General features: G+C 65.6%; 20 protein-coding genes. 9 read left to right on the top strand and 11 right to left on the bottom strand.

The genetic code is table 11. The features are described 5' to 3' along the window. The first annotated feature begins 35 nt into the window (after positions 1–35). On the top strand, positions 36–329 hold the full coding sequence (locus tag DCG74_RS01995; RefSeq protein ID WP_172786591.1) for a GYD domain-containing protein: 294 nt from the start codon (positions 36–38) through the stop codon (positions 327–329). Positions 330–388: 59 nt separating this feature from the next. On the opposite strand, the gene DCG74_RS02000 is transcribed toward DCG74_RS01995, so the two are convergent. The 3 genes from DCG74_RS02000 to DCG74_RS02010 form a co-directional block, all read right to left on the bottom strand. Next, positions 389–1,345 (bottom strand): tripartite tricarboxylate transporter substrate-binding protein, encoded by a 957-nt coding sequence (locus DCG74_RS02000; protein ID WP_172786590.1) that lies wholly within the window; start codon positions 1,343–1,345, stop codon positions 389–391. 123 nt (positions 1,346–1,468) lie between these two features. Then, a complete protein-coding gene (locus DCG74_RS02005; protein WP_172786589.1) occupies positions 1,469–1,840 on the bottom strand; it encodes a cupin domain-containing protein in 372 nt (123 codons plus the stop codon). Positions 1,841–1,868: 28 nt separating this feature from the next. Further along, positions 1,869–2,507, bottom strand: a complete 639-nt coding sequence (locus DCG74_RS02010; RefSeq protein WP_172786588.1) for an RraA family protein — start codon at positions 2,505–2,507, stop codon at positions 1,869–1,871. Between the two features lie 294 nt (positions 2,508–2,801). On the opposite strand from DCG74_RS02010, the gene DCG74_RS02015 reads away from it, so the two are divergent. Further along, entirely contained in the window at positions 2,802–3,425 is a 624-nt protein-coding gene (locus DCG74_RS02015) for a hypothetical protein (protein ID WP_172786587.1), read from the top strand. A gap of 244 nt (positions 3,426–3,669) precedes the next feature. Here the strand turns inward: DCG74_RS02015 and DCG74_RS02020 are convergent, their stop codons facing one another. Together DCG74_RS02020 and DCG74_RS02025 are read right to left on the bottom strand one after the other, a co-directional pair. Beyond that, a complete protein-coding gene (locus DCG74_RS02020; protein WP_172786586.1) occupies positions 3,670–3,873 on the bottom strand; it encodes a hypothetical protein in 204 nt (67 codons plus the stop codon). Between the two features lie 16 nt (positions 3,874–3,889). Further along, positions 3,890–4,897, bottom strand: a complete 1,008-nt coding sequence (locus DCG74_RS02025; protein ID WP_172786585.1) for a 2-dehydropantoate 2-reductase — start codon at positions 4,895–4,897, stop codon at positions 3,890–3,892. A 161-nt stretch (positions 4,898–5,058) separates the two neighbouring features. On the opposite strand from DCG74_RS02025, the gene DCG74_RS02030 reads away from it, so the two are divergent. Then, a complete protein-coding gene (locus DCG74_RS02030; protein ID WP_172786584.1) occupies positions 5,059–5,628 on the top strand; it encodes a YidB family protein in 570 nt (189 codons plus the stop codon). A 42-nt stretch (positions 5,629–5,670) separates the two neighbouring features. Further along, a complete protein-coding gene (locus DCG74_RS02035) occupies positions 5,671–5,943 on the top strand; it encodes a GlsB/YeaQ/YmgE family stress response membrane protein (RefSeq protein WP_172786583.1) in 273 nt (90 codons plus the stop codon). Positions 5,944–6,071: 128 nt separating this feature from the next. Here the strand turns inward: DCG74_RS02035 and DCG74_RS02040 are convergent, their stop codons facing one another. Further along, positions 6,072–6,857, bottom strand: coding sequence for an SDR family NAD(P)-dependent oxidoreductase (locus tag DCG74_RS02040; RefSeq protein WP_172786582.1), 786 nt, complete (start codon positions 6,855–6,857; stop codon positions 6,072–6,074). Between the two features lie 246 nt (positions 6,858–7,103). On the opposite strand from DCG74_RS02040, the gene DCG74_RS02045 reads away from it, so the two are divergent. From DCG74_RS02045 to DCG74_RS02055, 3 genes are read left to right on the top strand one after another with little or no spacing between them, the layout of a single operon-like run. Beyond that, positions 7,104–8,168, top strand: coding sequence for an acyl-CoA dehydrogenase family protein (locus DCG74_RS02045; protein ID WP_172786581.1), 1,065 nt, complete (start codon positions 7,104–7,106; stop codon positions 8,166–8,168). A 15-nt stretch (positions 8,169–8,183) separates the two neighbouring features. After that, a complete protein-coding gene (locus DCG74_RS02050) occupies positions 8,184–9,344 on the top strand; it encodes an acyl-CoA dehydrogenase family protein (RefSeq protein ID WP_122400589.1) in 1,161 nt (386 codons plus the stop codon). A 17-nt stretch (positions 9,345–9,361) separates the two neighbouring features. Next, positions 9,362–10,174: an enoyl-CoA hydratase/isomerase family protein gene (locus tag DCG74_RS02055; protein WP_172786580.1), complete on the top strand. Its 813-nt coding sequence runs from the start codon at positions 9,362–9,364 to the stop codon at positions 10,172–10,174. Between the two features lie 112 nt (positions 10,175–10,286). Here the strand turns inward: DCG74_RS02055 and DCG74_RS02060 are convergent, their stop codons facing one another. From DCG74_RS02060 to DCG74_RS02070, 3 genes are all read right to left on the bottom strand, one after another. Beyond that, entirely contained in the window at positions 10,287–11,033 is a 747-nt protein-coding gene (locus tag DCG74_RS02060; RefSeq protein WP_172786753.1) for a hypothetical protein, read from the bottom strand. Positions 11,034–11,035: 2 nt separating this feature from the next. Next, positions 11,036–11,824, bottom strand: coding sequence for an enoyl-CoA hydratase (locus DCG74_RS02065; RefSeq protein ID WP_172786579.1), 789 nt, complete (start codon positions 11,822–11,824; stop codon positions 11,036–11,038). Positions 11,825–11,974: 150 nt separating this feature from the next. Next, the gene (locus tag DCG74_RS02070; RefSeq protein WP_172786578.1) at positions 11,975–13,180 is read right to left on the bottom strand and encodes an ABC transporter substrate-binding protein; all 1,206 of its coding nucleotides are present in this window, start codon (positions 13,178–13,180) and stop codon (positions 11,975–11,977) included. 257 nt (positions 13,181–13,437) lie between these two features. Here DCG74_RS02070 and DCG74_RS02075 point away from each other — a divergent pair, with 257 nt between their 5' ends. Both DCG74_RS02075 and DCG74_RS02080 read left to right on the top strand, forming a co-directional pair. Then, on the top strand, positions 13,438–14,289 hold the full coding sequence (locus DCG74_RS02075) for a thermonuclease family protein (protein WP_172786577.1): 852 nt from the start codon (positions 13,438–13,440) through the stop codon (positions 14,287–14,289). A gap of 132 nt (positions 14,290–14,421) precedes the next feature. Continuing rightward, positions 14,422–15,813, top strand: a complete 1,392-nt coding sequence (locus tag DCG74_RS02080) for a M48 family metalloprotease (RefSeq protein WP_246571735.1) — start codon at positions 14,422–14,424, stop codon at positions 15,811–15,813. A gap of 7 nt (positions 15,814–15,820) precedes the next feature. Here DCG74_RS02080 and DCG74_RS02085 read toward each other — a convergent pair whose 3' ends face one another. Beyond that, positions 15,821–17,065: an MFS transporter gene (locus DCG74_RS02085; RefSeq protein ID WP_172786575.1), complete on the bottom strand. Its 1,245-nt coding sequence runs from the start codon at positions 17,063–17,065 to the stop codon at positions 15,821–15,823. A gap of 142 nt (positions 17,066–17,207) precedes the next feature. After that, positions 17,208–18,455: an MFS transporter gene (locus DCG74_RS02090; protein ID WP_172786574.1), complete on the bottom strand. Its 1,248-nt coding sequence runs from the start codon at positions 18,453–18,455 to the stop codon at positions 17,208–17,210. Between the last annotated feature and the right edge of the window lie 176 nt (positions 18,456–18,631).

Raw genomic sequence — 18,631 nt, forward strand, 5'->3', positions numbered from 1 at the left:
GCGGTTTCCTCAAGTTCTAACCAGGGAGGACGACCATGGTAGCTTATGTCGTGCTGGGAAACTTCACTGATCAGGGAGTCCGAAACGTCAAGGACTCGCCGAAGCGGGCCGAAGCCTTCAAGGAGATGGCCAAAACGTTCGGCGTGACTGTGAAAGAGATCGTCTGGACGCAGGGACGATATGACGTTGTGACCGTTCTCGAGGCTCCGGATGAGGCTGCCGCGATGTCACTCAGCCTTAGTCTCAGCGCACTCGGCAATGTCCGCACCGAAACGCTGCGCGCGTTTTCGGCGGCAGATATGACGAAGATCGTCGGCAAGATGCTCTGACGCGCAAGCCCGCGCGAGCGCACTGGACCCAGGATGGCAATTCCGGGCATGGGTGGATCTCACGCCTTGATATTGTTGTCCTTCACGACCTTGCCCCAATAGGCGACCTGCTTGTCGAAGAAGGTCTTGAAGGTGGCGCCTTCCTGGAGCAGCAGCGTCATGTGCTGGGTGTCCTTGAGCTGGGCGGCGGTCGCGGGCTCGCTCAGGATCTCCTTGGATGCCGTCGCCATGGCCGCGACGACGTCGGCAGGCGTACCTGCGGGGGCGAAGATGCCCCACCATGCCAGCGTCTCGAAATCGGGGAAGCCGGCCTCGATCGCGGTGGGCGTGTCCGGCAGGGCCGGCAGCCGCTCGCGGCCGAGCTGCAGGATCGGGCGCAGCATGTTGGTGCCGAGCTGGGCCGCGACCAGCGCCGCCGATCCCGCGATGAGATCGACATGGCCGCCGAGCACGTCGTTCATGGCCGGCCCGCCGCCGCGATAGGGCACGTGCATGATCTCGACGCCGGCCTTGCTGCCGAGCACGGTCATGGCGAGATGGCCGAGCGTGCCGATGCCGACCGAGGCGTATTTCACCGCACCGGGGCTCGCCTTGCAGGCGGCGACCACGTCGGCAAAGCTCTTGTAGGGGCGTCCGGCGCCGGCCGCGATCACGTAGGGCGCGGTGCCGATCAGCAGCACCGGCATCAGCTCGCGCTCGACGTCGACCGGCGGCTTGTCGAGGATCGACGGGATCACCGCATGGGAATCGAACGTCACCAGGAAGGTCGAGCCGTCGGCCGGGCTCTTGGCGACCTGCGCCGCGCCGAGCGCACCGGCCGCGCCCGATTTGTTCTCGACCACGACGATGCGACCCAGCTTGGTCTGCAGGTTCGTCTGCAGCAGCCGCGCCATCGCGTCGGTCGATCCGCCAGGCGGAAACGGCACCACCAGCGTTATCTTGCCGGCCTGCGCTGCTGCCGGTGCCATCGCGAGGATGGCCGGTGCGGCCAAGAGCGTGCGTCGTGTGATCGTCATGGTCCCCTCCCTTGTTGTTGCGCCCGGCTTTTTGCTCTGTGGCGCTCGAGCATGATCCGGAAAAGTGTGCAGCGGTTTTCCGAAAGATCATGCTCAAGAAAATAGGCTAAAGCGCAAGGCGCTTTAGGTCGTGCCGAAGCCTGACCCTGCTTTTCTGTATTCTGGCCGAGGCGGACTGAAGATGTCCAGCACGCGGGCGCCGTCGGGACCGGCACGCATGGTGTGCGGCACGTTCCCTGGCGTGCGCCAGAAATCGCCCTTCTTGACCGGGATTTCCTCATCGCCCTGGACGCGGATGGCGGAGCCGTCGAGCAGCACGCCCCATTGCTCTTCGGGATGATGATGCAGCGTGCCTTGCGCATGCGGCGCCAGTGTCACCACCGACAGCATCGCTTGCTCGCCGGAGAAGATGCGCGTGGTCACGCCGGCGGCGAGCTCGCGGAAGAGGCCGTCGCTGGCGTCGTCGAGATTGTGGAATTCGTCCTTCTGGCTCACGTCATCCTCCCCTTTACACTCCGCCAGATCAGGCCTTGCCGTAAGCGCCCTGGTAACGACCCTCACGGATCGCCTTCAGCGTCTCCTCCTCGCGCGCGACCTGAACGCGCACCGCTTCCAGCAGCGCGGCCGCACCAGTCGCGGGAAACGAAACCACGCCGTCCTCGTCGCCGACGACGATGTCGCCGGGCGCGATCACGCTGCCGCCGATCGTCACCGGCACGTTGATCTCGCCGGGGCCGTTCTTGTACGGACCGCGATGGATCACCGCGCGGGCGTAGCAGGGAAAGTCGTCGGCCGCGAAGGCCGCGACGTCGCGGATCGCGCCGTCGATCACATAGCCTTCGGCTTTGCGCCATTGCGCGATGTTCTTCATGATCTCGCCGATCAGCGCGCGCGTCTCGTCGCCGCCGCCGTCGACCACGATGACGTCGCCGGGCCCGACCAGGTCGAGCGCGCGGTGGATGGCGAGATTGTCGCCGGGCCGGGTGCGCACGGTGAAGGCCGTTCCCACCAGCTTGCCGCCGCGATGATACGGCCTCAGCCCGACCGCGCCGGGCAGCCGGCCGAGGTTGTCCGAGATCACCGAGGTCGGCGCGTCCCTGAAACCTTTAATGATATCAGCCGGCGGCTTCGGCACGCTGCTCGCTGCGATGGTGATCGTCATATCAGTCCTTCCGTGTTTGTCTCATTCAGCATGCGCCCGCGCCTTCGAAAGGCCAGATCCGGAAGGCGCGCCACTTCGTCTTCCTGGCGTCGCCAGCCGGGAGTGAGGCGCTCGCAATACGAGTGTAACAGCCTGCCGGCGGGGCGCTGTGACTCCCGCGCCACGTCAAGCACAAAATGTCAGCATCCCAGCCCTGAATTTCCCGGGTTCCATGGGTGACAAGCCGGCCATAAAGAGGCAAAAATCTGGCTCGACTCAGTTCGGGTTGCGTCTTGCAAGGAATACCCTCTTAGAATGTCGGCCGTAGTTACATCGCATCGCGCGGCGCTGCTTCTCGTTGCCGCAGCAGGATTTATTCTGCTGACGCCGGGGCATGCCGAGGCGCAATGGTGGAAACGCGCACCTGTCGATTTCGAGGAATGCGCCGACGCCGCCGAGAAAGCCGCAACCAAGGCTGAGAAGACCGCGGCCCTTGCCGATTGCAACGCCAAGTTTGCCGGCCGCCGCAAGCTGGGCGGCGGCTATTCCTATTACGATTTCCTCCAGGATCGCACCTTCGACATCGCCGGCCCCAATCCGACGCCGGAGGAGCAGAAGAAGATCGACGAAGCCTATACCGCCTATCTCGCCAAGCAGCGCCGCAGCAACGAAGCGGCCCAGGCCACCGCGCGGCAGCAGCGCGAGCAGCAAGAGCAACAGGTGCAGCAGCTCCAGCAGGTCGCGCTGCGGACCGAAGTCGAGCGCGTGCCGGTGCCGGTCGAGCGGCCGAAGGTGCAGCAGGCCGCAGGCGCAAGGCCGAAGGCCGCGCCTTGCACCAAGAGCTCATTCTCCTGCGAATGGCCGCGTCTGTCGGAAAGCTTGAACGACCTGAAGAAGCTGTTCAACCCGACACCGAGCAAGCCCGCGAAGAAGGGCTGAAGCAGCAGCCGTCATTGCGAGATGGTCGTAGGGTGGGCAAAGGCGCAAAGCGCCGTGCCCACCGTCTGTTTATGATTGAGAGCGTCGGTGGGCACGCTTCGCTTTGCCCACCCTACGAGAGCTGAGTTCACGACAGGCGTCATTGCGAGCGCAGCGAAGCAATCCAGAGTCTCGGCACAGAAAGATACTGGATTGCTTCGCTGCGCTCGCAATGACGCGTGGATAGAGCTCCGGCTTGCAATCCTCAGTTCGGCTGCTTCTTCTTGCCGCGCTTCGGATGGACCACCGGCGCCGTGACCGTCGGCGAAGCACCCAACTGCGACCGGCTCTCCTGCAAACGCCTGTCATAGCCGGGGGAGTTCAAGACCGTCGGCGGCCTGGCGTAGGCGAGCGTCGACATGCCGCAGAGCGCGGCCAGCGCGAGGCCGATCATCAGACAACGCTTCATCACGCCCTCCTCGTCCTCAATTCACGCCCCGGATCTGCTGCGGCGTCAGCCGCGGCGGACCGTTGCCGGCCGCCTCGGCTTCCTTGATCAGCGCAACAATGCGGCGCATCAGCGGCACGGCGACATGGTTCTGCTCGGCGAGCGCAATGACCGCGCCTTGCAGATAGTCGATCTCGGTCTTGCGGCCCTGCTTCAGATCCTGCCACATCGAGGAGCGCGCCTCGGGATCGATCTTCATGGTCCGCCCGAGGATCGCGCCGAAGATCGCATCGGGCAGCCGCAGCAAGGCCGGAGACCAGCTCGTCGGGATCGGCGTCGACGATACCGGCACGATGCCGGCGGCCTTCAGTGCGGCCAGCCCTTCCGCCATCTGGTCAGCGAACAATCTTCGCCAGTCACGGTTCGCCAATTGCGCGGCGAGCGGCATGTCGGACAGCGCGCTCAGCGCATTGTTGAGGTTGATGATCAGCTTGCCCCATTGCACGCCGGTGATGTCACGGCTCGCGCGCACACTGAGGCCGGAGACCGAGAGCGCCACGGCCGTGTTCACCGAATCCTCTCCGACGTGAATGTCGCCGGAGGTCGAGCGGTGGAAACGGCCATCGCCCATCGCGATCACGTTGAACGGCACCATGCCGGCGAGCACGGACCGGCCGCCGAGCCGCTCGCGCAGCACTGCGACATTGCCGATGCCGTTCTGGAGCGAGACGATGACGGCATCCTCAGGCGCATGCTGCGCGATCTGGTCGGCGACAGCGGCGGTGTCGGCGCTTTTCACCGTGACCAGCACGATGCCGGCGCTGTGCAAGATCGAAGGGTCTTCCGACAGCGCTAGCTGGCCGGCGCCGAGCTTCGTCTCGGAGCCGTCGAAATCGGTCAGAAGCAGGCCGAACCGCTCGATCTCGGTCTTCACCCGCGGCCGCACCAAGAGCGCGACGCGCCGGCCGGCGGCGGCCAGCTTGCCGCCGACGAAACAGCCGATGGCGCCGGCGCCAGCCACCACGATCGATCGATCCGCAACCACTGGGCTTACTCCCTGAATGACCGGCCTTCGATAGCAGAGGCGAGGCCGGCAACCAATCGCGGCGCATCCGACTTGTAACGGTCATGACTGCCCCATATGTTTTCGCCCCGGGGGCAGCCAGCGGCGAGCGCTCGCCGAACGAGACGCCAAAGGAGAGCACCATGGGTCTACTCGACGTCCTCAACGGCATGCAGAACGGCCCGCGCGGCCCCTCTACGCCGAGCTCAGAGAAATCCTCGGGCGGCATGTCGCCGATGACCATGGCGCTGCTCGGCCTGCTCGCCTGGAAGGCGTTCAAGCATTTCACGACCAGCCAGTCAGGCTCGGCGCCGCAACCGTCACCATCGCCAGCACCGCCGCCGGTGAACGCGGGTGCAGGCGGCGGCGGGCTAAGCGACATTCTCAAGGGCGGCCTCGGCGGCCTGCTCGCGGGCGGCGCGGCCGGCACCGTGCTCAGCGGCGGTCTCGGCGATCTCCTCAACCAGCTGCAGCAGGGCGGCCACGGCGATGCCGCGAATTCCTGGGTCGGCAAGGGCGAGAACAAGCCGATCGCGCCGGGCGATCTCGCCAGCGCACTCGGTGCCGACCAGATCGAGAGCCTGTCCGCCCAGAGCGGCCTGTCGCGCGAGGAACTGCTCAACGGCCTCAGCCAGTATCTGCCGCAAGTGGTCGACCATCTGACGCCGGATGGACGGCTACCGACCGAGAACGAGCTCTCGGGCAGAATCTAGTCGGACCTCGATCGATACGCTTTCGGGAAGGGGAGCACAGTCATGAGCATGGGCGGCCTGTTGTGGATCATCGTCGTCGGCTTCATTGCCGGCCTCATCGCGCGCTGGCTGGCGCCGGGGCCGAACAATCCGAGCGGCTTCATCCTCACCACCATCCTCGGCATCGCCGGCGCGTTTCTAGCGACCTTCGTCGGCCAGGCCATCGGCCATTACAGCCCCGACCAAGGCGCCGGCTTCATCACAGCGACGATCGGCGCGGTGGTGGTGTTGTTCATCTGGCACCGGCTGGTGGCGAGTGGCGTGATAAAGGGGTGACAACCTCAATCGGGAGGGGCGGCACACCGCCTCCACATCGTCATTGCGAGGAGCGCAGCGACGAAGCAATCCAGACTATTTCCGCGGAGGGACTTCTGGATTGCTTCGCTGCGCTCGCAATGACGAGTTCACGTTACCAAATGCATTCCCGCATCCATGCGCACGACTTCGCCGGTCATGTTGCTGGAGGCCGGCATCGCCAGGAAGCAGACGAGCTGGGCGATGTCCTCCGCTGATGATGCGACCTTCAGCGGCACCTTCGCCACGACGCTGTCGCGTACCTGCTTGGCCTGCGCCTCGCCGCGGCCCTTGGTGAACCAGGGCGTGTCGATATAGCCCGGACACACGGTGTTGACGCGGATCAGCGGCGCCAGGGCACGCGACAGCGACAGCGTCATGGTGTTGAGCGCGCCCTTGCTCGCGGCGTACGCAATCGACGAGCCGACGCCGCTGATGCCGGCGACCGACGACACATTCACCGCCGCCGAGGGCCGCCCCGAAGCCTTCGCACCGGCCTCGAGCAGGCTGCGCGCCGCGCGCACCATCTGGAACGGGCCGATCGTGTTGACGCCGTAGACCCGCTGGAAATCTTCAGCCGACAAGCCGTCGAGATCGGCATGAGCCACATGCTTGGTGGTGCCCGCATTGTTGACGAGGATATCGAGCCGGCCCCAGCCGCTCGCCGCCGCGACGATCTTGCGGCAATCCTCATCCTTGGAGACGTCGCCCTGTGCGACCAGCACCTCAGCGGCGCCCGCCTTGCGGCAGGTCTCGGCCGTCGCCTCGGCTTCCTTCTGGCTCGACGAATAGTTGATGACGAGCCGCGCCCCGCTGCGCGCGAGAATTTCCGCAGTCGCTGCACCCAGCCCGGATGCGGACCCCGTCACGATTGCGCACAAGCCGTCTTTTGCCATCCGGATTTCCTTCCCCTGTGTCTGGTGTGGCGTCCTGTTTAGCGAGTTTGCCGCGCCCTGCAAATCGAGCAAACTCCGCTAAGCGGAATTAGCATTTCTTCAAGCCTGGCCCCATGCCGGCGCCGCAGATGGACCTGCGATCAACGCTTGTCAGGGCCATGGCTTTTTCCGATCATCGGGCGCAAGAAGAGACTGCGCACTGGCCGATCAGACCGGACGCGCCAATGGCAAAAGACGGGGAACGCTGTGGCGGAGAGTGACAATATCGTCGTCGAGACCGCGGAGAAAATCTTCGCCGATCTCGCCGATCCGCAGACCATCAACAACGACAAGACGAATGCGTGGCAGGCGCCGCTGTGGCAGGCGCTGAGCGAAGCCGGCCTGCCGCTGTCCTGGGTGGCTGATGATCTCGGCGGCTCGGGCGCGAGCCTCGCCGACGGCTTTGCGCTGATGGGCGCCGCCGGCCGTTTCGCGGTCGCGGTGCCGCTGGCCGAGACCATGCTGGCGGGATGGCTGCTGGCGCAGGCGAAGATCGCTTCGCCCGAGGGCGAGATGACAGTGCTGCCGGCCACGCCAAAGGACCGCATCAGCCTGGATGCCGACGGCGCGCTCTCCGGCCGTGCCCGCGGCGTGCCCTTCGCCAAGACGGCGAAGCATTTCGCGGTGCTGGCGCACGGCAAGGACGGCGTTTCCATTGCGCTGATCGACGCGGCCAAGGCGCGGATCGAGGCCGGACTCAATGTCGGCTACGACCACAGCGACACCGTCACCCTCGACAAGGTCCAGCCGATCACCATCAAGCCCGCACCGAAGGGCTTCGAGCAGATTCATCTGATGCTGATGGGCGGCGTCGCGCGCAGCCTGCAAATCGCCGGCGCGCTGGAATCGATGCTCGACATTTCCGTGCGCTATTCCAACGAGCGCGTCGCCTTCGAGAAGAAGATCTCGAAATTCCAGGCGGTGCAGCACAATCTCGCCCGCCTTGCCGGCGAATCCGCCGCGGCCCTGGCGGCGGCGACGTCCGCCGCCGACGCCATCGCGAACGCAAAATCGTTCAACGACGAGATCTATCTCGAAGCCGCCTCCGCAAAAATCCGCTGCGCGGAAGCTGCCGAAAAAGGCGGCGGCATCGCGCATCAGGTCCATGGCGCGATTGGCTTCACCATGGAGCACATCCTGCACCGCTACTCGCTGCGGGCGCTGGCCTGGCGCGACGATTTCGGCTCGGAGAGCTACTGGGCGGTCGAGCTCGGCAAGCTCGTCGCAAACCGCGGCGCCGACGAATTGTGGCCGCTCGTGGCATCGCGCTGATCGGAGAGAGAAGACATGACCGCTGCCCTGCGTTTCGATCCGATCCGCCTGCCCGAGAAATGCGAGCAATTGCGCAAGGAAGTGCGCGCCTTCCTCGCCGAGGAGATCGCCGCCGGCACCTTCGATCCGCACAAGCCCAACCGCGAAGACACCGACGCGCCGGAATTTTCCCGCCGGGTCGGCGCCAAGGGCTGGCTCGGCATGACCTGGCCGAAAAAGTATGGCGGCCAGGAACGCTCCTTCCTCGAGCGCTACGTGGTGACCGAGGAGATGCGCGTGGCCAACGCGCCGACGCGGCGCTTCTTCGTCGCCGACCGCCAGAGCGGGCCGGTGCTTTTGAAATACGCGCCCGAGCACATCAAGATGGACATCCTGCCGCGGATCTGCCGCGGCGAGATCTGCTTTGCCATCGGCATGAGCGAGCCGAATTCGGGCTCCGACCTGTTCGCGGCGAAGACGCGCGCGACCAAGACCGACGGCGGCTATCTGATCAACGGCACCAAGATCTGGACCTCGTCGGCGCATATCGCCGACTACATGATCGCGATCTTCCGGACCTCGCCGCCGACCAAGGAAAACCGCCGTCATGGCCTGACCCAGTTCCTGGTCAAGATGAAGCAGCCGGGCATCAAGGTGAACCCGATCGGCCAGATCACCGGCCAGTACGAGTTCAACGAGGTCGTCTTCACCGATCACTTCATCCCCGATGACCATGTGCTCGGCGAAGTCGACGGGGCCTGGAAGCAGGCGACGAGCGAGCTCGCCTATGAGCGCTCGGGCCCCGAGCGCTTCCTCGAGACCTATTACGTGCTCACCGAGCTCGTGCGTGCGGTCGGCCCCAACCCGGACACGCGCAGCGCCGAGGGCATCGGCCGCCTGGTCGCGCAGCTCCACACCATGCGGCGCATGTCGGTCTCGGTGGCCGGCATGCTCGAAGCCGGCAAGGAGCCGGTGGTGGAGGCGTCCATCGTCAAGGACATCGGCACGGTCTGGGAGCAGCAGCTGCCGCATCGGGTTCGCGATCTCGCCGCCTTCGTCGAGGAGACCGCGACCAACCGCGAGACCCTGGAGCGGCAGCTCGACTTCGCGATCAAGACCGCGCCGAAGCTCACCATCCAGGGCGGCACCACCGAGGTGCTGCGCGGCATCATCGCCCGCGGCTTGGGTCTGCGCTAATTCAATCGAGGATCATCATGAGCACGTATAAAGATATCGGCGTCGAGAAGGTGGGGCATGTCGGCACTATCGAGATCCGCCGCCCGCCGCTCAACTTCTTCGACATCTCGCTGATCAACCAGATCGCGGACGCGCTCGACGAGTTCGACCGCGACATCGAGATCCGTGCGTCCGTGCTCTCCGCGCAAGGCAAGGCGTTCTGCGCCGGCGCCAATTTCGGCGATCCTGCGCGGCAGGCCCAGGAGGCACGCGAAGCCGAGAAGAAGGGCGATCCCGCCGACAGTCTCGGCCCGATCAACCATCTCTACATCCAGGCCGTGCGCATCTTCCGCGCCAGGAAGCCGATCGTCGCCGCCGTGCAGGGCGCGGCCATCGGTGGCGGACTCGGGCTTGCAGTGTCGGCCGATTTCCGCGTCACCTGCCCCGAGGCGCGCTTCTCCGCCAATTTCACGAAGCTCGGCTTCCATCCCGGCTTCGGCCTGACCGTGACGCTGCCCGAACTCATCGGCAAGAACAACGCCGAGCTGATGTTCTACACCAGCCGCCGCGTCACCGGCGAGGAAGCCTATAAATGGGGCCTCGCCAACGAGCTGGTGCCGCAGGACCAGGTCAAGGCGGCCGCGATGAAGCTCGCCGGCGAGATCGCCGAATGCTCTCCGCTCGGCCTGCTCTCCACCCGCGCCACGATGCGCAATGGCCTCGCCGACCGCGTGATGGCTGCGACCAATCACGAGCTCGCCGAGCAGACTAGATTGCGCGCGACGGAGGACTTCAAGGAAGGCGTGAAGGCGACTGAAGAACGCCGCGCGGCGAATTTCAAGGGGCGGTAAGCCGGAGCAGTAGCGTGGGCAAAGGCGCAAAGCGCCGTGCCCACCATCGCTTCATTTGTGTGGTGGAATTGGTGGGCACGCTTCGCTTTGCCCAACCCTGCGCATGAGTCGCTCAGCTCACGCGGAACGTCACTCCGCCCAGCAAGAACTCATTGCCCGCGACCGCGAGTCCCTTCGCCTTGGCGGTATGCAGCACCTGCGCCACGTCTGTCACCCGAAACTCCAGCGCGCTCATGATCTCGCTGGCGCCCTTGACGAAGCGAAAGGTCGCATTGGGCAGCTTCAGTTCGGTGCCTTCAGGCGCAACGCCGATGATCCTGCCCCAATGCTCGGCCAACCCTTGCGGATCCGGGCTCTGCATCTCCACCACCGTCAGCGCCTCGGTGACATCCTTGCGGATGAACTTTTGCCAGTCCGGTCCGGCCGGCGGATACGGCCCAAGGATATCGTCGCTGCCGTCGGTGTGATTGAACTCGATGAAGGCGGCGCGGCAGTCGCGGGGGTGGAGCTGCACGCCGTGATAGGGCGCGTGGTCGATGACGTTGGCGGTGCGCACGCCCTGCGCATTGGCATTGCGGCCGCGCTCGTCCGGATCGTCGCAGCAGAAGATCGCCATATAGCCGCCGCGGCCGCCGGTCTTCTCGATGAAGCGGCCGGCCGTGGTGCCGTCCTTGAACGGCGCGACCACCTCCAGCAGGATCGTGTCGACCGGGAGCAGTGCGTTCTCCAGGCCGTATTTGGCGACATTGCCGTCGCGATAGCAGACGGCGAGGCCCATGATCCGGCCGATATCCGTGATGACGGGCTCGAGCTGCGGCGCGACCAGGCAGATCTGACGCAGCCGGATATACGGCGCCATGGTCATGCGCCCCTGAAGGTCGGCTTGCGCTTCTCGACGAAGGCCTTGGCGGCCTCCTTGTGGTCCTCGGTGTCGCCGCAGCGGGTGTGATGGATCGCCTCGCCGTCGAAGCAATCCTCCAGCGCCAGGTGCTCGGCATTGTTGATGTTGCGCTTGATGAAGCCGAGCGCGATCGACGGGCCCTGCGCCAGCGACAGTGCGAGCTCGTGCGCGGCGGCGTCGATCTCGGCGTCGGGCACGACCTTCGTCACCATGCCGATCGCGTGCGCTTCCCTCGCCGTGAGCACCGGCGACATCAGATAGAGCTCGCGCGCCCGCGCGCTGCCGAGCAACTGGGTCAGGAAGTAGGTGCCGCCGTAGTCGCCGGAGAAGCCGACCTTGGCAAAGGCCGTCGTGATCTTGCAGGATTCGGAGGCGATCCGCAGGTCACAGGACAGCGCCATCGACAGACCGGCGCCGGCCGCCGCACCATCGAGCTGCGCCACCACGGGCTTCGGCATCTGATGCAGGATGCGCGAAACCTCCATGCCGCGGCGAAGATTTGCGAGCTTCTGCTCGAACGGCAGCGGTGCGCGCCCCTGCGCCATCGACTTGACGTCGCCGCCGACGCAGAACGAGCCGCCGGCGCCCTTGAACAGCACCGCCCGCACCTCGGGATCATCCGCCGCGCGCCGCGCCGCCTCGACCAGCCCGGCGACCATCTCGGGGTTGAGCGCGTTCTTCCGCTCCGGGCGATTCATGGTGATGGTGAGCAGCCCGCCTTCGAGCTTTTGCAGGACCATGTCGTTCATGCGGACGTCTCCTTGTTATCGTCTAGCCGACCTATCACCACATCGTCATTGCGAGCGAAGCGAAGCAATCCAGGAATGTTTCCGCAGATGCAGTCTGGATTGCTTCGTCGCAAGAGCTCCTCGCAATGACGGCGTGAAGAAGTCACGCCGTCATTTCTTCACCAGCGGGCAGCGCGACTGCTCCAGCGACTGGAATGCCTCGTTGCCGGGGACGGTGGCGAGCAGCTTGTAATCGTCCCAGCGGCCCTTGGACTCCGACGGCTTCTTCACCTCGAACAGGTACATGTCGTGGACCATGCGGCCGTCCTCGCGGATCTTGCCACCCTTGGCGAAGAAGTCGTTGATCGGCGTCTCCTTCATCAGTTTGATCACCGCCGCGGCGTCGGTGGTGCCGGCCGCCTTCACGGCTTTCAGGTAATGCGTGACGGAGGAATAGACGCCGGCCTGCGCCGAGGTCGGCACCCGCTTGGTGCGCTCCATGAAGCGCTTCGAGAAGGCACGCGTGTCGTCGTTGAGATCCCAGTAGAACGCTTCCGCGAGCAGCAGACCCTGCGCGGTCTCGAGCCCGATCGAGTCGATATCGGTGACGAAGGCGAGCAGCGGCGAGACCTTCTGGCCGCCCTTGGTGATGCCGAACTCCGCCGCCTGCTTGATGGCGTTGATGGTGTCGCCGCCGGCATTCGCGAGCCCGATCACCTTGGCCTTGGAGGCCTGGGCCTGGAGCAGGAAGGACGAGAAATCCGACGTGTTGAGCGGATGGCGGACGGCACCGAGCACCTTGCCGCCGGTCTTGGTCACGACGGCGCTGGTGTCCTTCTCCAGATCCTGGCCGAAGGCGTAGTCGGCGGTGAGGAAGAACCAGCTGTCGAGACCCGACTTCACCGCCGCAAGACCGGTCACATTGGCCTGGCCGTAGGTGTCGAACACGTAGTGGATGGTGTAGGGGCCGCAGGCCTCGTTGGTGAGACGGATCGAGCCCGGCCCGTTGAACATGACGATCTTGTTGCGCGCTTTCGCGATCTCGCCGGCGGCAAGCGCGGTCGCGGAGGCCGCGACGTCGTAGATCATCTCGACGCCCTGGTTGTCGAGCATGTCGCGGGCGATGTTGGCGGAGAGATCGGCCTTGTTGAGATGATCGGCCGCCAGCACCTGGATCTTGCGTCCCAGCACCTCGCCGCCGAAATCCTCGACCGCCATCTTCGCCGCAGTCTCGCTGCCGGGGCCGGTGATGTCCGCATAAAGGCTCGACATGTCGAGAATGCCGCCGATCTTCAGCGGCGGCTTGTCCTGGGCCTGTGCGGCGCTCGCATTGAGGGCAAACGCGGCGGCAAAAATGCCGGACAAAATACTCTTCATCGAAAACGACCTCCCTTATCGCGCCGTGCTCTGATGGCGGCTTGGTTATTGGTGTTGCCGCAATCATGCCGCATGCGGGAGGGGGCAGCAAGCGCGGGGAGAGATTGGAAGCGCGCATTGCCGCGTATGTTTTCCGCAAAGCGGAATGGTGAGGACGACGAAATGTTTCCGCATCGTCATTGCGAGCGCAGCGAAGCAATCCAGAAATGCATCCACGGAAAGATTCTGGATTGCTTCGTCGCGAAGGGCTCCTCGCAATGACGGAGTATGGCGAAACCTCTTCGCACCCAACCACGCTTGAGGTATGGTTGCCGCGCAGCGCAACCTCTCCGGGTCACGTGACGCAACGGCTTCGCCTCATCGTCCTCTTTCTTCTCGTTGCGGCTAACACCGCCTTCGCCGCACCCTGCCAGTTCGAGTCCCAGGGCGAAGGCCGCGTTGCAGCCATTGTCGATGCGCGCAGCGTGCGTCTCGACGACGGCCGCGAGATCCGCCTCAGCGGCATCGTGCCGACCGCGACCACGAAGCAGGCGCTGACCTCGCTGCTCGCCGGCCGCGACGTGATGCTGCGGAGCGCTGACGACACGCCCGATCGCTACGGCCGCCAGAGCGCGCTGGTCTTCATCGGCGAAAGCGACACCTCGGTGCAGGCCATGCTGCTCGCCCGGGGCGAGGCCGTGGTCTCCGCCGAGATCGTAGACAAAGACTGCGCGGCTGCCCTGATGGCGTCCGAAGCCGCGGCGCGGCGTCAAAAAATGGGCAGCTGGGCTGACCCGTCGGCCATAAAAAACGCGGAAAGTCCGGACGATATTTTGGCGGAGATCGGGCGCTTTGCGGTAATCGAGGGCAAAGTCCTGTCAGTCCGGCAAGCTGGGGCAACGACCTACCTCAACTTCGGACGGAACTGGACACGCGGCTTTGCCGTGACTATTTCAAAGCGCACGCTAGCGGCGTTCGAAAACGCCGGCATGGCCCTTAAGTCCCTGGAAAATCGGCGTATTCGCGTTCGGGGCTGGGTTGAGGGGACGACGGGGCCGCGTATCGATGTGCGTCTCTTGGGACAGGTTGAATTGCTGGGCGCAAACGAGCCTACTGGGGTAAGGCCTTAAACGGCCGGGCACGGGTCAATCGACGTGAATGGGGTGCTAGAACGGCACGGACTGGGTGATTGCCGCCGCCTGCGGGCTGCGCCGGCCGCGCTTTGCCTTGTGCTGGGCGGGCTTCTCGCCGGCTGCGGCGATATGGGCCGGTTCCAGACTGCGGCGACCCCGACGGCCGTGGCGATGCCGAAGCCAAAGCCCGCCGTCGCACAAACCCCGGCCACCGAAAAGGAGCACGAGCGCATCCTGGCGAGCTATGGCGGGACCTATGACGATCCCAAGCTCGAGGCGCTCGTCAGCAAGACCGTCGACCGGCTGGTCGCGGCCTCCGACCGGCCCGACCAGGGCTACAAGGTCACGATCCTCAATTCCGGCGCGGTGAACGCCTTCGCGCTGCCGAACGGCCAGCTCTATGTCACGCGCGGCCTGCTTGCGCTCGCCAGCGACACCTCCGAATTGTCCTCCGTGCTCAGCCACGAGATGGCGCATGTGCTGTCCAAGCACGCCGCAATGCGCGAGGACCAGGCGCGCCAGGCCGCGATCGTCACCCGCGTCGTCACCGACATGAGCAACGATCCCGACCTCACCGCGCTGGCGCTGGCCAAGACCAAGCTCACCATGGCGAGCTTCTCGCGCAAGCAGGAGTTCGAGGCCGACGGCATCGGCGTCGGCATCTCCGCCAAGGCGCATTTCGACCCATACGGCGCCGCGCGCTTCCTGTCCGCGATGGAGCGCAATGCCGAGCTGAAGGCCGGCAAGAGCTCGCTCGATCCGCGCGCGCAGGATTTCACCTCGTCGCATCCGGCAACGCCGGAACGCGTGCAGAACGCGCAGAACATTGCCCGCCAATACACGGCGCCCGAAGGCGCCGAGCGCGATCGCGAGAGCTATCTCGCCGCGATCGACAACCTCGTCTATGGCGAAGACCCCAGCGAAGGCTTTGTCCGCGGTCGGCGTTTCCTGCATCCGAAGCTCGGCTTCACCTTCCAGGCGCCGGACAATTTCACGCTCGACAACACCGCACAGGCCGTGATCGGCGTGCGCGAGGGCGGCGCGCAGGCGATGCGCTTCGACGTCGTGCGCGTGCCCGGAGAGCAGTCGCTCGGCGACTACCTCAACTCCGGCTGGATGGAAGGCGTCGAGAAGGCCTCGACCGAGGACCTCACCATCAACGGTTTTCCGGCGGCGTCCGCCACCGCCAAGGGCGACCAGTGGCAGTTCAAGGTCTATGCGCTGCGCTTCGGCAGCGACGTCTATCGCTTCATCTTCGCGGCACGGCAGAAATCGACCGAGAGCGAGCGCAACGCGCGCGAGACCGTCAACTCGTTCCGCCGCCTGACGCTGGAGGAAATCCAGGCCGCGCGCCCGTTGCGCATCAAGGTCATCACGGTGCAGCCCGGCGACACCGTGGAATCGCTCTCGCACCGCATGGCCGGCGTCGACCATCCCGCCGAGCGCTTCCGCGTGCTGAACGGCCTCGATCGCACCGCGCAGGTCAAGGTGCGCGATCGCGTCAAGATCGTGGCGGACTAACGCCTCGCTAAGCGCGCGTCGTCCCGGAGAAACGCGGCTTCCCGCGCACCATGATCAGCGCCGCCGCCATCACCTCCAGCGCGATGCAGAGGTAGAACGGCAGCGTATAGCCGCCCGAGAGATCGCGCAGGAAACCAACGACGCCGGGGCCGAACGCATAGGTCACCTGGTTGATCGCGGTATTGAGGCTGATCAGCACGCCGAAGGCGGCGGAGTCGAACTCCTGCTGCACGATGAGCGAGGGCAGCGTGATGAGGTTGCCGACCGAAAAGCCGAACACGGCGCAGGCCGCGATCAGTACATAGTCGTTGTGCAGGTTGATGACGGCGAGAAGCGCGGCGGCCTGGCTGAGGAACGACAGCGCGGACGCGAGACGCTGATTGAGGCGGTCGATCACCAGCGAGAACAGCACGCGACCGACCACCGCCATCGCGGTCAGCACCGCGACGGCCACGGCGGCGCGCTCGCGCCCGATCACGGGATCGAGGAACGAGATCAGATGCACGATGAAGCCGACCTGGGCGAACAGCACGAGGGCAAAGGCGATCGTCACCGTGAGGAAGCCGACGTCACGCAGCGCCCAGGCGCGGATCTCCGTCGATGATTGCGGTCTTGCCTTCGCCGCGTGCCAGCCGTGGCGATCGGGCGGGCGGTCGACGAGAAGGAGGATGACCGGCACGAGCAGCACCAGCATGGCGCCGGCGGCGGCGTACATCGCACCGGCAAAGCCGACATGGCCGATCAACGCCACCAGCAGCGGCACGCCGGCGATGCCGCCGAAGCTGGCGCCGTTGAGTGCGAGACTGATCGCCATGCCACGCCTCTCGTCGAACCACAGGCTGATCGTGTTGGTGATCATGGCGAGACTGGTGCCGGCCCAGCCGAAGGCGAGCACGGCATCGGCGAGATAGAGCTGCCAGGGCTCGCTTACCGCGCCGATCGCGACTGCGGCCGCCGCCATCGCCAGCGTGCCGGCCAGCAGGCTGAGGCGCGGACCGTATTTCCGCACGGCCTCGCCGACGAAGACGACGAGCAGCGCGCCGAACAGGTAGAAGAACGTGGTGCCGGAGGAGATCAGCGAGGCCGGCCAGCCCCGCGCCCGCTGCAGCTCGGCGACATAGACGCTCTGGCCGTAGAAGCCGAGCCCCCAGCCGAAGGTCGCGAGCAGGAAGCAGACCGCGACGATGCGCCAGCCTTCGTAACGGAGCGAGGATTCGTCGATTGGCGGAATGTGGCGGGGATTGTCGAGCATTTGCGCTGGTCCTTCGTTCCCCCCGCGAGCGCTTGGGCTGAACGCTCGCCTGTTGATGACGAGCATCATGTAACAACCGGGCTTCCGAAAATCACTTCGACCTGGATCGAAGTGTCAACGCTGCTGACAGCCTCTTGCCAAACTAGACCGCGTCGGGGAACTCGCCCATGGCTGCCTCCAGCCGCGCCTGGCGGCGCCTCGCCCAGGAGACCAGCGAGAGCACGGCAAGACCCAGCAGCACCGGCGGGAACACCACGAGGTTCACCGCGGACCAGCCGAAATTGGCGAGCAGCTGGCCCGACGAGAACGAGCCGATCGCCATCATGCCGAACACCAGGAAATCGTTGAAGGCCTGCACCTTGTTGCGCTCCTGCGGGCGATGCGTCTCCAGCACCAGCGCGGAGGCGCCGATGAAGGCGAAATTCCAGCCCACGCCGAGCACGATCAGCGTGGCCCAGAAGTGCATCGCGGTGAGCCCGGAGAGACCGATGGTGGCGGCGCCTGCTTCCAGCAGCAGGCCGGCAGCCACGATCTTCGGCGCCCCGAAGCGCGCGATCAGCGCACCCGTGAAGAAGCTCGGCCCATACATCGCGACGATGTGCCATTGAATGCCGAAATTGGAATCGGAGACGCTGAGGCCGCACATCTTCATGGCGAGCGGCGCAGAGGTCATCACCAGGTTCATCATGGGATAGGCGATGACGCCGCACAAAGCGGCCGCGATGAAGCGCGGCTGCGTCACGATGGTGAGCAGTGGCCGGCCGCCGTGCAGATCGGCCGGCGCGGGCTTCGGCATATCGACGCCGGCGACGATGCCCATGGCAACCAGCGCGACGGCCGTCTGCACCAGGAAGCTGAAGGCGAACAGATAAGGCTGCCAGACATCCATGGTCCACTGCACGAGCTGCGGACCGAGCACGCCCGCGAACACGCCGCCCGCCATCACCCAGGACACGGCCTTGGGCCGGTAGGCCGCACTGGCGCCGTCGGCAGCCGCAAAGCGATAGGATTGCGCCACCGCGCCGTAGAGGCCGCCGAGAAAGGTCGCCAGACAAAACAGCGCGAACGAGCCGTGCAGGATCGCGAACGAGCCGAGCAGGCCGGTGAGCGCGCCGAGGCCGGTGCCGATGACGAAGGCGGCACGGCGGCCGAAGCGGCGCGAGATCGCGCCGGTCGGCAGCGTGCCGGCAGCGAGCCCGACCACATACATCGAGATCGGCACGGTCGCGAACGACATGTCCGGCGCGAGCGTGGCACCGACGATCGCGCCGGTGGCGAAGATCACCGCCGAGTTGGCGCCGGTCAGCGCCTGCGCGGCGGCAAGGCGCACCACGTTGGCGCGCACGCGGGCATCGTCGGCGATCTCATTGGCTGCAGTCACGTCCAGCATCGGCATTTCCGCCCAAAGGGCTCTGTTGATTCGCGGCACTATGGAGGGGTGAGAGAGGGCCGGCAACCGGCGCAAACGGGCGCGGGCCATGCCCCTGACGCAATCGCTGCGATGATAGCGATGCGCGCCCTTGACGGCTTGCGCTCGATCAAATCCTATCCGCCGCGATCACTGGG

Source organism: Bradyrhizobium sp. WBAH42 (assembly GCF_024585265.1).
Lineage (GTDB): Bacteria > Pseudomonadota > Alphaproteobacteria > Rhizobiales > Xanthobacteraceae > Bradyrhizobium.